The following is an 11,910-nucleotide window of genomic DNA, read 5'->3' as shown; positions in this document are numbered from 1 at the left end:
TTCTCAGGCCGACTGCAGACACGCTTGAACAGCTCCAGAAGTGCCATGCACTTCTGGCTTTTTTTGGAATGGGTTATTTATTCAGGATCTTCCATATATTGTCTTTTTTATCTTTTATTAATTTCGAATTGGTAATTTCACTAAGTGTCTTCACTACCTGTTCCACGTTTTTATTGCGGAAAGTGATGGTTATCTGGGCTGAGGAAAGCCTGGGACTTACATAGATGGAATCCCCGTAAAACCGGTAGGCTTTTTCAGCAACCTGCCATAGCGGCTCATTGAGATAAACCAGCTCATTGTCGTGCCAGTTCTTGGTGTTAAAGCGGAACACGGTCCAGGCGTTTCCTGTAAGCCGGGCTTTCTGTCCTTTTTCCAGGACCGCCTTGTTAAAACTGATCTGCTCAATTTGCTGCTGAAAGCGTTGCTGATTGGCCTGCATATTTGCGAGACAGGATTGAAATTGCATGGCGCTGAGTGAAAAAACATTCACCTTCCCGGTATTCACTTCTATGGTCTTTTCAATTTTGGAATCAATATTAAACGACGTACCCACTACCCGCGTTACAAAATCGGATGCCGCTACATAGAATGGCCGGGCCGCGTCTTTCGCCACCTCAAAAAAGCCTTCCCCGTCGAGCTTCACGATCCGGATATATTTTAAATTGCCTGCGGGATATTGAAGCCTCGAATTCCCGTTCAGCAAAATCGAGCTTCCGTCGCCCAGGATTACCCGCTTATGTTCCCCGTGTTTTGTTTCAACGGTTTGCCAAACGATGGCAGGGGGAGCCGGTTCCTGTTTTTTATATAGCATCAGGAAACCGGCCACAAGGAGTACAGAAGCTGCTATAGCAACCGCCGGCCATAATCTTCTCCATTTTCCTGAAGAGCGCGTTCCTGCCTGCAGCTTGCTCAGCAGCTGTGCTTTTACCTGGTCCTGCCGGGAAAATCCCGGGAGTTTATCCTCCCTGAGTTCCAGGTCACTAAAAGCCTGCTGCATATCAGCGAGAAGTTCCTTCGCAGTTCCGGTCTCCGACAACAGTCGTTTTAACCGGGAAAGTTCCTCTGCATCAATCTGTTTTGATTTCAGCTTCCCGATCAGCAGCAATATTTCTTTATTTTCCATCTACATAATATATCCGAAAAAACGCCGGTGGTAGGGGTCGGCGTCATTATTTTTTTTTAGCCGGTCCGGCAGCAATAAAACAGGCCCGCATATGGCACGGCAAAAGGGTGAAAAAACATAAGACCGGTTTGTACAAAAAAATTTTGCCGGGCCCGTGTTGTTACAACACAGACCCGGCAAAATAAATCAGATGCCTGTCTTGATTAAAAAGCAGAGGACCGGTTTCCTGCGGATCGTGCAGACCGGCACAGGCAAAACGGAGTCTTCTGCTGCCCTGCTATGCATCCGGTATCTCAGGCTCCACCAGCTTCGCCAGCTTTTCCAGCGACTCCTGCCAGCCCAGGTAGCACATTTCTGCGGGTATCATTGCAGGTATATTCTCCTGCAAGACCTTCAATTCCGTACCAACAGAAGTTTTTTGAAGCCATACGGAGGTGGTCATAACATCCGGCATATTCGGGTCTTCAAATTTGTCGGTATACTTCAGGAATGCGTTCGGTTCAAGCGCCAGGTAATCTCCGCCAAAGGAATGGCTGTTCCCGGTTGTAAAATTCTGGAACGACATCCTAAAGGAGCAGCCTACTTTCACGTTCATTTCGTGCACGGTACAAAGAAAACCCCAGGGAGGCAACCATGAAGCGATTGCCAGGGCTTCGGTAAAAGCACGATATACTTTTTCGGGAGACGCTTTAAGCACCCGGTGCAATGAAACTTTGTTGTCTGACATAAAAATAGTTTTATAAGTCCCTACTCGTCTGGCTTTTCGGTTCCGCCCGTTTTTGAGGTGGTAGCTGCTCCACCATTTGCCGCTTGCCGGCTTCCGTTTCTTTTATCAAAGATGAAGGTAAATACCGGCTTTGAACAAGGGTGGATACGACATTCTGCAGGGCATTTTGCGAATACCCCGTTTTAGCCGGACAGCCATACCGGTATACTGCTACGGTACGCGCACCGGGGCTAATCCCCTTTAAGACCGTTTGCCGATTGATCTGGCCAAAATTGAAAACCTTTTTCTGTGCTTTCAGCATCTCCTGGGCAAAGGAGCAGCCATTCAAAGGTCCGGAACGCTGAAGCACAGCAATATATGCCGCCTTAATCATAAAAATACGCCCTTATAAGATCCAGATGCGTTAGCCCTGCTCCTGCTCTGCGGGACCATTTCGTCGCGATAAATCCCTATCTTTAAAAAAATATCTTTATGTGGGATTTTCCTGATCTGCTGTATAAGATTACTTTCTCCGCAACCGGCACAGCCTCCGTTGTGATGTTCATTAAAAAAACGAAAGCCTGACCCCAACCTGCCCGGTCAGTGAATCCCTCTTTATGTATCTGCCATGCTTACAATAATACTCATTATCCTTATTTTCCTAATTGTTGGAGGTTATACCCAACGTAACAAGTAGCGCCGCTTTTAAGCAGCAACTTATACAACCCGGCGCTTAAGTGCCCCGTGTTTGCAGCCAGGCATTAATGAGAAAAAAACGGTTCCGCATAAAATTGTCAGGCCCCATCAGACACAACGCCCCTCCGGAGCTGATCATTGCTGTAATTAGATGCGTTTACCCTGACTTGCCCGCCCCCCGGGGATCGATCACCTGCAATTCTTTGTATATTTGTACTACCAGATAAACCGGAAGACTGTTCCGCAGGATACGACCAGGTCCCGGGCTGCTTTTAGTCCCTGATGATCAGGTTGGTCCTGCCCGGGCGGATATCTGCAATGCTCCATAACAAACCGTATTATGCCCATCACCTCAAAATACCCTGTTTATGAAACCATTCCGCTTACTATTTTTAAGCTGCTGGATAGGCCTGCAAACATTAGCTTCCTGCGGCAAATCAGACCCTTCTCTTCAATCGAAACTCAATGCAGTCATCGAACAGGAACGACGGTCGCTGGAGAAAGCATTGGACGCTCCGGTTCCTTCCATCAGTGTGCTCGTCGAGACGCCCAACGGCCGCTACTTCGCCTCTTCCACGGGAAAGAACGGGAAACCGGTGAAAGAAACCACCTGGTTCCGGTTTGCAAGCAACACAAAAAATTTCACCGCTACGGCTATCCTGAACATGCAACAGGAAGGCTGGCTGCATATTGACGATAAGATCACCGCAACGATCCCCGGCAGCGGACTTTCTTATGTACCTTCAGACCCCGCCTGGAATTTTCCGCACAGGAATGAGATCACTATCCGGCAGCTGCTACAGCACAATGCCGGGGTTTACGATCTTACCAATGATACCACCCAGTACGCGGTTAACGGGGATACCTACCTGGAGCACGCCATGACCCTGGATCCGGATCACCCGTTTACGACCCCCGAGTATATCAATGTGCTTACCCAGCACCATCTTACCTATGGCCCTCCCAATACGGTCTATCACTATTCCAATACCGGCTACTCCATCCTGGGAGAGATCATTGCAAGAATATATTCCTTTCATTCCGGTAAAACCAAGACCTATGCCGATTACATGCATGAGAAGATCACCGGGGTGGCCGCTAAGATCCCGCTTGGAGTGCGGTTTATAGAAAGCGCTGCCGATAAGCAATTACCGGCGCCCTATCTTACGGGTATGATCCGGCTTCCGGATACGACCATCATTACGGACCAGGAAAATGCATCGGGTCATATAGCTGAAGGTAACGGGATTGGAACCATGACGGATCTTAACAGGTATATCCGGAGCCTGATGCAGGGGCGTAATGTGCTGAAACCGGAAACCGTTACACTGATGCAAAACAGTGAGGGCCCGGCCAAACCAACGGATGGGAGCCGGTATTCCTTAGGCTGCTCTCATATCGAAGGCCTGGGATATGGCCATAACGGCGCCACCGTAGGCTATCTTTCGATGATGGCTTACGACCCTGCTGCCGATGTATCTGTGGTGGTACTGTTACCTTACTGGGATCTTACCAGCAAAACCCGGTTTGAAGGCTGTTTAAGGGCATTGAGCAAGGCCGGCCGGGCTGCCCGTTCGGTGCTGGGCTACCCGTAAAACGGACCTTGCCCGCCATAAAACAAGCCTGGCACCGGAATAACCGGGCCAGGCTTTAACCACAACCAACACTTACAACTTAGTTCAATTCTGTAATGAACTGGTCCTTATGTTTCCTGACTTTCTTAAGATTGACCAGCCAGTCTTTTTCTGTATCTCTGTATCCCAGGGCGATGATCACTGCGCTCCGCAATCCTTTTTGTTTCAGCCCCAGGATCTCATCCAGTTGTACCGGATCAAATCCTTCCATAGGAGTGCCATCCACGCCTTCCGCTGCCGCCGCAACGATCGTTACTCCCAGTGAGAGGTAAGCCTGCCGGGCAGCATGAGCGTAGCCCCTGTCTTTATCCATGCTTCCGAAGTTGTTAAGCAATGATTGCCGGTGTCGCTCCAGCCGCTCCGGGTCGCCCCCTCTTTCCCTGGCTGTATGCTCAATAAATGCATCGATCCTTCCGGGCGTATACTGATCCCAGGCCGCAAATACCAAAAGATGCGAGCAGCCGGTAATTTGCTGCTGATCGAACGCCGCCGGTCGGATCTTTTCCTTTAACTCCTGGTTGCTGATCACAATAATCTCAAACGGCTGCAACCCGTTGGAAGAAGGTGCCAGCCGGGCTGCCTCTAAAATCCTCCCGATCTTGTCCTCCGGAATGCGCCTCCCGTCCATCGCCTTGGTGGCATACCGCCAGTTGAGTTGTTCGATTATTTTCATAGTCCTGTATTTGAAAATCATTTAAAAAAATAAAAAACATCCATGCCACAAAGGCAAGCTCCTATTGCTGTGGCTGCAGCTCCAGGTAGATCCTTACCTCCACGTCCCTTGCCACTGCCTGGCCTGTCGGATCAAAAAGGATATGATAGTCAAACCGATTGATCTTCAGTGAAGTCTGAAAACCGATCACTTCTTTACCCATCTGGTTCTTTGTTTTTCCGCCATAAATTGCCTCCAGAACAACGGGTTTTGTAACATCTTTAATAGTAAGATTGCCTTTAAGGGCATACCGGTTGCCCGTTTTCTTTTGAAACCCTGTGCTTACAAATTTCATTTCCGGGAACTTTTCCACCTCAAAAAAATCCGCGGTTTTCAGGTGCTTATCGCGGGGAGCCACGCCGGTATTGATGCTGGCTGTAGCTACCGTAAAATGGATCTTTGCATCGGAAAAATCTGCTTTTGATGTTTCGAGGGTCCCCCGGAACTGATCAAATTTGCCTGTCACAAAACTGATCCCCATATGTTTAATGGTAAAATTGACCGAAGAGTGCATGGGGTCGGCCGACCAGGTGGTTTGGGCCAATAACTGGATACTGAATATTGAAAGCCCGAGGAATAAGAAAATTTTTTTCATCTGTTGATAATTTTTTAAGAACATATACTGCTTTACAAATGCAGGTGCAAAGCAACCACAAGTGCTGGTCTTAAAAAATAACCTAGATTAAGTGGCGGTTTACAGGGTGCGGAAAGCGTTGGCCGGAACGTTAACTATTATATAAATAATCAGCGAATCAGCGGCTAATAAATCATTCCAGCCACAGATGCGCAGATTGGAGATTCATTGTAATAAAAAAGCCACCAGGACTCCCGGTGGCTTTGTCAATTATATTACCGAACGGCTATCCCACCATCCGCTTGCTTTCCTCCCACTGTATCCGGCCCAGGCCCGGATGTACATGCCGGTCACTATGGTAAGAAGAACGCACCAGGGGCCCGCTTTCCACATAGTCCAGTCCCATTTCATAACCGGCATCCTTATAAAACGCAAATTCGTCCGGATGCACGAAGCGCTGTACCGGCAGGTGTTTGGGCGTAGGTTGCAGGTATTGGCCAATGGTGACCACATCGCAGCCATTGTCTTTCAGGTTCCGCAGGGTTTGCAGCACTTCCTCCCGGCTTTCGCCCAACCCCAGCATGATGCCGCTTTTGGTGCGGGCGCCGCCTTCTTTCAGGGTCCGGATCACTTCCATACTGCGCCAGTATTTAGCCTGGATGCGTACCTGCCTGGTGAGCCGCTCCACCGTTTCAATATTATGGGAGATCACTTCCGGTGCGGCTTCCATCACCGTTTGAATATCTTCTTTTTTCCCTTTAAAATCGGGGATCAGGGTTTCCAGGGTCGTTTGGGGATTCAGTGCTTTTACGGCACGGATGGTATTAAACCAGATCCCCGCACCTCCGTCCTTCAGTTCATCCCGGTCTACCGATGTGATCACGGCATGTTTTACCTTCATGAGGTAAATCGCTTCCGCCACCCGTTGCGGCTCGTCATAGTCCACCGCTTCGGGGCGGCCGGTGGCCACTGCACAAAATCCGCAGCTGCGGGTGCAGATATTTCCCAGGATCATAAAAGTGGCGGTCCCTTCCCCCCAGCACTCACCCATATTGGGGCAGTTGCCGCTTTCACAGATCGTATGCAGTTTATGCTGATCCACCAGGCCACGCACATGCTTATAGCTTTCGCCAATGGGCAGTTTTACGCGCAGCCAGTCGGGCTTCTTTATCTTCGTTGTTACCGGTAATTCGATCATGGTGCGAAAATACTACAATTTATCATCACTATCTTTCATTTTGGGGCTGTGGGCGGCAGCACAGGCCCCGGCTGCAGTTCCCGCTGCTCCGGGCTGCGGCCACGCCTTTTGCGTGGCTAAACCCTGCGCATCGGGCAGCCCATCTACTAACAACAGGTGGCAGCAATTTGTTCGTCCTTAACAACAAAGTACTGTTTCCTCCCTGCAACTGTGGCCGGGTCACTACGCCGCTGCATGCGATTTGCAGCCGCGTCTGACTGTCTATCGCCCGCGGCGATCGTAAAACCAGCTTTGCCGTCAACTTTTTTTAAAATTCAGCCCCAAAAATGAAACAATTGCCCCGGCGCGCAGTATTATACTGTCCATATGAAAATCGTGATCGGAAGGCGAAGCAATGGCAATGCTGTAACCATTCATCTGGAGGGCACCCATTTATTTGTTTCGTATACAGAAGAGCATCAAATAGGCGGTCTCTTTGCTGATATGGCAAAAAGTCCGGATCATTCTGTACAACTATTTTTATCAGCATCGGAGGCATTAAAAATGCAGCTTTCCAGGTATTGCAAAAATGCGATAACGGAAAACGAGGCAGTATTGATAGAAATGATCCACAGAAAGCTTATCACCAGGCAAAAACGGGAGTACCCCAATACCCCGAGCGCCATCTTTGTACTGATTGAAGACATCTGGAGCTGGGTACGGCTGACCAATAAAAAGAAATACAGCCAGCGCCTTGCCCGCCTGCTTACCATGGCGCCGGCATATAAAATATTCCTGGTCTGCGGTTCTATGCTCCCTTTAAGAAACCTGCTGGCCGGGCTTATTGCTAATAACCCGAAGCTGAAAAACAAGCTGATAACAGACGATTCATTCAGGCCCCTGGGGACTCTTGGCGCTGAGCTGGTGTATACAACAGAAGGTTTTGCCTTTTATAAACCAAAGGGGGCTGCTGAGTTTGAAAGGATGTATTAGGCACCATTCTAAATAACTTCATGAACTTTTTGTACAACCAAAAGTTTCTTTTTATCTTTATTATGACTACTTTGAGGGAAAATTAAATGCGTCTGAATTCTAAAACAACCAAAATAACAATTTGAAATCTTAATCAATAATATATATACATTCAACATTAAGAACGTTATAATTCCTTAATAACTGCGACCATCAATTATTCTTCGCACCTTAATTTCAAAACAGCTTCTCAAAGATATTGCACGGGCTGCTTCTTGAACAGGAGAAAAACGGGAGCGACATTGATCGCAATAATCTATGGAGAAACGATCTATGTACTTCATTTCACTTTTACCTACTAATACTTTCTAAAAATTTATGATTACAACCCAATTCTGCAAGGACTTCCCTAAATCTATCGAACTCTTTAATCTAATCCAAGAGAAAATAATAACAATGAATCCAGAAGAAGTTAAAGCAATTTATAGTACATGGTCCAATAACTACGACAATAATGAAAAACACAATGATAAAGTTTTGGATGTCGATCGAATAAATCCCAGCATTCTTACTGAAAAAAACCGATCGAATGGCTCCTTGTTTGGAATTGACTTTCCTTCTTGGTTTGGAGATTACAATTCTGGTAAAAGGATCATGATAGTAGGTATTGATCCACTTCGCAATGAGGTTGCATTTAAAAATTCAGACAAGAAAAACAATGTAATCATAGGTACACCCTACGGGTTCCATAACTCTGCTACTCCAAAAGTCAAAAAGTATGCATTCGCCAAGCAACTCTCTGAAAAAAATTTTATATACTTAACAGACATTTTCAAAATCTATTTCAAGTTAGACAAAGGTGCGAGAAGAAGCTACGATATATTTTCTGAAGAAAAAAATCATTTCAGATTGATTCTCTTAAAAGAATTAGAGATTATAAATCCCGACTTAATTATTAGTTTGGGGCATCTCGCAGATTTCTTTTTTAAATCAATCATTAAACAGACCGACATAGCCTATAAGAACCTAAAACATCCATCGGCAAGACCTAATATTCTGCTAAAATTCCTTACCGATGAAGGACAGAAAGAGAGTACCAAACACGATGATATAAAATCAAGTTATTCTAATATTATCAACAACATATTATTGAAAAAATAACTAAGTCAAAACTTCTGTTATCCCCGCTGTGTGCGACTTGCAGTCGCACACGATTATTTTATCGCCCGCGGCGATCGCAAAAAAACTATCTTTAGACCCTAAACAAATTCACAATGACCTCAGAAGTTCTATACAACGGCGATCTGCGCACCACCTGTACCCACTTAAAAAGCGGATCGCATTTTGAAACCGATGCCCCTGTTGACAATAAGGGAAAAGGTGAACGGTTTTCCCCTACCGACCTCCTGGCGACCAGCCTTGCCGCCTGTATGATCACCGTAATGGGCATCAAAGCCCGTACCATGGACTTTGACCTGAACGATGTAAAGATAGAAGTACTGAAGAAGATGGCTGCCGATCCCCGGCGGGTAAGCGGTATCGACCTGAAGGTACATATCCCGGAAAACCTGGCCGTGATCGATGCTAAAACCATCGACATCCTGAAACGGACCGGCTATACCTGCCCGGTTGCCAAAAGCCTGCACCCGGATATTGAAATAAATATCGACTGGGGCGCCTGGGCTTGAGATACCGGATATGAGATAGGAAACGCAGGACCTGGGGGATCAGCTCCGCGTTTATAGCCGGCATCCTGCTGGTTTTATTTCCCCGCGATTGCCCGGAACAAATGAAAACGATTCAAAGACTTTTTCTCTTTCTTTTTGCGACCCTGGGGGTTATTCATCAATGCCCGGCACAAAAAGATCAGCCTGCATTTAAGGTAATCGCTTTTTTTACGGCCCGGAATGACCCGGCACATATCAGTTTTGTGCACGAGGCCAACAAGTGGTTCCCGGCAATGGCACTGAAATATCATTTCCGGTACGATTCCACCAATAACTGGAATAACCTCAATGATACATTTCTTGCCCGGTATCATGTTGTACTCTTCCTCGATACCCGGCCCGAAACGCCGGAGCAGCGAAAAGCATTTGAAGCCTATATGCAGCGGGGAGGCGGCTGGATGGGTTTTCATTTTGCCGCATTTGCCCTGCCGGGATCAGCCGTTCCCGATAACTGGCCCTGGTACCACAACCAGTTCCTGGGTTCCGGCAACTATGTAAGCAATACCTGGCGCCCGACTGCCGCCGTTTTAAAAACGGAATTGAAAAAACACCCCGCGTTAAAGGGAATACCGGCCTCATTCCGCACCGCGCCCAATGAATGGTACCGCTGGCAACACGACCTCCGGAAAAATCCGGACATTGATATCCTCTTGTCCATCGATTCCAGCAGCTTTCCGCTGGGCACGGGTCCCAAACCGCAGGAGATATGGCACTGCGGATATTACCCGGCGGTATGGAGCAATAAAAAATATCGTATGGTGTACTTTAACATGGGACATAACGATATCGATTATGAACACCATACCAACCAGGAATTATCGTTTACATTTACAAACCCCGTACAAAATCAGCTGGTGCTGAATACGCTGCTTTGGCTGGGTGGCCAAGGCAACCAAGGAGGCAAAGCCCAATAACCGGCGTGCTGCCGCAGCCTGCTTACCGGATGGTCTGCCCCCCGGGGTCACCCGGTACCGGGATAACGGCCGGTTAATAGTTAATACTTTCGTCGATATCGTATTTCATACCGGGGTAATCCAGGATCCGGCGCATCAGCCCGATCTGACCAAAGAGATAATCCTCACGCCCGATACACATGCCTACCATATTCAGCTTATTTTCTTCAACAAACCCAACACCCATTCCAAAAGGATACGCTTCATTTAACTCCTCATCGGTTATGGTATGCAGTTTCTGAAAAACCATGGGTGATATTTTATGCCATTCTGCTTTTAACGCGGTAAGCGTGGGATAGGTTGCCGCCGGATCCAGCGCCTTTGCATCTTTAAACAGCTGTTCGTTCGGGTCCTTATCGGCCAGCCCCAGCACACTGGCCAGCCAATACCGGCAGTTGACCAGGTTACCGGCCATCCATACAATATGATTGGTGCGGCCTTCGATCCGTTTTAAAGCATCGGTTTCATTGATATCCGCAATTGCATTATTGAATTGCTGGGTATGCATCCGGTAGGCTGGAATGATCAGCTGCAACCGGCTAACTGTTGTTTCCATGTTTTTATTTTTTAATATTGAAAGAACGGAAGGGATCAGCGATCAGGTATCAGCTACCGGGGTCCGGACACGGACTACTGAACTGCCAACAGCCGACGCGGCTTCCTTCCCCAAGGTCCTGTCTTACTTATTATGTCCCTGCCGGGCAGCGTAATTAATCATCCAGTGTATCCCGAATTGATCAACAAAGCTGCCGAAATAGTCGCCCCAGAACTGATCCGCCATGGGCATTTCTACTGTTCCGCCGGCGGATAGCGCGCCAAACAACCGGTCGGCTTCTTCCCTGCTTTCGGGAAAAACGCTGATATAATTGTTATTGCCAACGTTCAGTTTATGCCCCATGGAAGGCACAATATCCGAGGCCATCAGCACATCTTCGCCAATGGGGAGCGCGATATGCATCACCCGTTTTTTCTCGTCTTCCGGCAGGTTTTCAGTACCCGGGGCATCGCTCATGCGCATCACCCCGCCCAGGAATTCGCCGCCAAAAACGGATCTGTAAAAATTGAATGCTTCTTCGGCCTTGCCATCAAAATTCAAGTAAGGGTTTAATTTTGCCATTTTATTTTGATTTATAGTTAAGAGAAGTGAAATGTTGGGGAGTGAGATGTGATGTTGAGGAGTGAGATGTTGGAGCGTTATTTTTCCGCCAGCGTCTTTACCGTTTCAAGTCCTTTGATAAATCCGTTATCCATCATTTCTTTATATTTCGGATCGACGTCTACCAATACCTCAAGTGTGGTAACGCCCCCTTCTTCCTTCAGGTAGTACCGTTCCAGGGCGCCGGCCCATTCTTTTATGGCATCGCTGGTGGTATCTTCAACCCCGTTCTCAATGAAGCCCAGGTGTTCAAACACCAATTCTTCCGGTTCCCGGATGCTGCGGATGGTACTGACCATACCGTTCCCTTTCCCATCCAGGAAACGGGTACGCCCCTGTACTTTCCAGTCAGACGCTATTGTAGAGCCGGGTGCAAAGGCAGCCGTCCATTGCCGGTAGGTATCCGTGTTCCAGAGTATGTTCCATACTTTTTGTGCGGGTGCGTTGATCTGTTGTTGATAAGAATAGGTTTCCATATTT

General features: G+C 47.6%; 14 protein-coding genes. 5 read left to right on the top strand and 9 right to left on the bottom strand.

Annotated elements, in window-relative coordinates:
* Window positions 1-73: 73 nt before the first annotated feature.
* The 3 genes from BLS44_RS14135 to BLS44_RS14120 all read right to left on the bottom strand — a co-directional run bounded on the left by BLS44_RS14135 (window position 74) and on the right by BLS44_RS14120 (window position 2,223).
* Window positions 74-1,123 carry a FecR domain-containing protein gene (locus tag BLS44_RS14135; protein WP_090390743.1) on the bottom strand — a complete coding sequence of 350 codons (1,050 nt, stop codon included), beginning with the start codon at window positions 1,121-1,123 and terminating at the stop codon, window positions 74-76.
* A 277-nt stretch (window positions 1,124-1,400) separates the two neighbouring features.
* Window positions 1,401-1,850 carry an SRPBCC family protein gene (locus BLS44_RS14125; RefSeq protein ID WP_090390741.1) on the bottom strand — a complete coding sequence of 150 codons (450 nt, stop codon included), beginning with the start codon at window positions 1,848-1,850 and terminating at the stop codon, window positions 1,401-1,403.
* A gap of 10 nt (window positions 1,851-1,860) precedes the next feature.
* Entirely contained in the window at window positions 1,861-2,223 is a 363-nt protein-coding gene (locus tag BLS44_RS14120) for a hypothetical protein (RefSeq protein WP_090390740.1), read from the bottom strand.
* Between the two features lie 670 nt (window positions 2,224-2,893).
* Here BLS44_RS14120 and BLS44_RS14115 point away from each other — a divergent pair.
* A complete protein-coding gene (locus BLS44_RS14115; protein ID WP_090390739.1) occupies window positions 2,894-4,120 on the top strand; it encodes a serine hydrolase domain-containing protein in 1,227 nt (408 codons plus the stop codon).
* 79 nt (window positions 4,121-4,199) lie between these two features.
* On the opposite strand, the gene BLS44_RS14110 is transcribed toward BLS44_RS14115, so the two are convergent.
* The 3 genes from BLS44_RS14110 to lipA all read right to left on the bottom strand — a co-directional run bounded on the left by BLS44_RS14110 (window position 4,200) and on the right by lipA (window position 6,643).
* The gene (locus BLS44_RS14110; RefSeq protein ID WP_090390738.1) at window positions 4,200-4,832 is read right to left on the bottom strand and encodes an NAD(P)H-dependent oxidoreductase; all 633 of its coding nucleotides are present in this window, start codon (window positions 4,830-4,832) and stop codon (window positions 4,200-4,202) included.
* A gap of 61 nt (window positions 4,833-4,893) precedes the next feature.
* Entirely contained in the window at window positions 4,894-5,466 is a 573-nt protein-coding gene (locus BLS44_RS14105; protein ID WP_176954420.1) for a YceI family protein, read from the bottom strand.
* A gap of 265 nt (window positions 5,467-5,731) precedes the next feature.
* The gene (lipA, locus tag BLS44_RS14100) at window positions 5,732-6,643 is read right to left on the bottom strand and encodes a lipoyl synthase (RefSeq protein ID WP_090390736.1); all 912 of its coding nucleotides are present in this window, start codon (window positions 6,641-6,643) and stop codon (window positions 5,732-5,734) included.
* Window positions 6,644-7,009: 366 nt separating this feature from the next.
* On the opposite strand from lipA, the gene BLS44_RS14095 reads away from it, so the two are divergent.
* From BLS44_RS14095 to BLS44_RS14080, 4 genes are all read left to right on the top strand, one after another.
* Window positions 7,010-7,615, top strand: a complete 606-nt coding sequence (locus BLS44_RS14095) for a hypothetical protein (protein WP_143019769.1) — start codon at window positions 7,010-7,012, stop codon at window positions 7,613-7,615.
* 435 nt (window positions 7,616-8,050) lie between these two features.
* On the top strand, window positions 8,051-8,755 hold the full coding sequence (locus BLS44_RS14090) for a uracil-DNA glycosylase family protein (RefSeq protein WP_176954419.1): 705 nt from the start codon (window positions 8,051-8,053) through the stop codon (window positions 8,753-8,755).
* Window positions 8,756-8,868: 113 nt separating this feature from the next.
* Window positions 8,869-9,282 (top strand): OsmC family protein, encoded by a 414-nt coding sequence (locus BLS44_RS14085; RefSeq protein ID WP_090390733.1) that lies wholly within the window; start codon window positions 8,869-8,871, stop codon window positions 9,280-9,282.
* A 101-nt stretch (window positions 9,283-9,383) separates the two neighbouring features.
* A complete protein-coding gene (locus BLS44_RS14080; protein ID WP_090390732.1) occupies window positions 9,384-10,235 on the top strand; it encodes a ThuA domain-containing protein in 852 nt (283 codons plus the stop codon).
* A gap of 73 nt (window positions 10,236-10,308) precedes the next feature.
* Here BLS44_RS14080 and BLS44_RS14075 read toward each other — a convergent pair whose 3' ends face one another.
* The 3 genes from BLS44_RS14075 to BLS44_RS14065 form a co-directional block, all read right to left on the bottom strand.
* On the bottom strand, window positions 10,309-10,830 hold the full coding sequence (locus BLS44_RS14075) for a hypothetical protein (protein WP_090390731.1): 522 nt from the start codon (window positions 10,828-10,830) through the stop codon (window positions 10,309-10,311).
* A 123-nt stretch (window positions 10,831-10,953) separates the two neighbouring features.
* Entirely contained in the window at window positions 10,954-11,391 is a 438-nt protein-coding gene (locus BLS44_RS14070) for a VOC family protein (RefSeq protein ID WP_090390730.1), read from the bottom strand.
* A gap of 77 nt (window positions 11,392-11,468) precedes the next feature.
* On the bottom strand, window positions 11,469-11,906 hold the full coding sequence (locus tag BLS44_RS14065; RefSeq protein ID WP_090390729.1) for an SRPBCC family protein: 438 nt from the start codon (window positions 11,904-11,906) through the stop codon (window positions 11,469-11,471).
* Window positions 11,907-11,910: the final 4 nt, after the last annotated feature.

This window comes from Niabella drilacis (assembly GCF_900101395.1).
Taxonomy (GTDB): Bacteria; Bacteroidota; Bacteroidia; order Chitinophagales; family Chitinophagaceae; genus Niabella; species Niabella drilacis.
The sequence above is the reverse complement of the archived record's forward strand: the minus strand, read 5'-3'. Positions and strand labels throughout refer to the sequence as shown.

Bases quoted from the DNA above. Each gene is read 5' to 3' on its own strand.
- BLS44_RS14070 (WP_090390730.1), bottom strand. From the start codon at position 11,391: ATGGCAAAATTAAACCCTTACTTGAATTTTGATGGCAAGGCCGAAGAA.
- BLS44_RS14135 (WP_090390743.1), bottom strand. From the start codon at position 1,123: ATGGAAAATAAAGAAATATTGCTGCTGATCGGGAAGCTGAAATCAAAA.
- BLS44_RS14090 (WP_176954419.1), top strand. From the start codon at position 8,051: ATGAATCCAGAAGAAGTTAAAGCAATTTATAGTACATGGTCCAATAAC.
- BLS44_RS14080 (WP_090390732.1), top strand. From the start codon at position 9,384: ATGAAAACGATTCAAAGACTTTTTCTCTTTCTTTTTGCGACCCTGGGG.
- BLS44_RS14105 (WP_176954420.1), bottom strand. From the start codon at position 5,466: ATGAAAAAAATTTTCTTATTCCTCGGGCTTTCAATATTCAGTATCCAG.
- BLS44_RS14075 (WP_090390731.1), bottom strand. From the start codon at position 10,830: ATGGAAACAACAGTTAGCCGGTTGCAGCTGATCATTCCAGCCTACCGG.
- BLS44_RS14115 (WP_090390739.1), top strand. From the start codon at position 2,894: ATGAAACCATTCCGCTTACTATTTTTAAGCTGCTGGATAGGCCTGCAA.
- BLS44_RS14110 (WP_090390738.1), bottom strand. From the start codon at position 4,832: ATGAAAATAATCGAACAACTCAACTGGCGGTATGCCACCAAGGCGATG.
- BLS44_RS14120 (WP_090390740.1), bottom strand. From the start codon at position 2,223: ATGATTAAGGCGGCATATATTGCTGTGCTTCAGCGTTCCGGACCTTTG.
- BLS44_RS14085 (WP_090390733.1), top strand. From the start codon at position 8,869: ATGACCTCAGAAGTTCTATACAACGGCGATCTGCGCACCACCTGTACC.
- BLS44_RS14125 (WP_090390741.1), bottom strand. From the start codon at position 1,850: ATGTCAGACAACAAAGTTTCATTGCACCGGGTGCTTAAAGCGTCTCCC.
- BLS44_RS14095 (WP_143019769.1), top strand. From the start codon at position 7,010: ATGAAAATCGTGATCGGAAGGCGAAGCAATGGCAATGCTGTAACCATT.
- BLS44_RS14065 (WP_090390729.1), bottom strand. From the start codon at position 11,906: ATGGAAACCTATTCTTATCAACAACAGATCAACGCACCCGCACAAAAA.
- lipA (WP_090390736.1), bottom strand. From the start codon at position 6,643: ATGATCGAATTACCGGTAACAACGAAGATAAAGAAGCCCGACTGGCTG.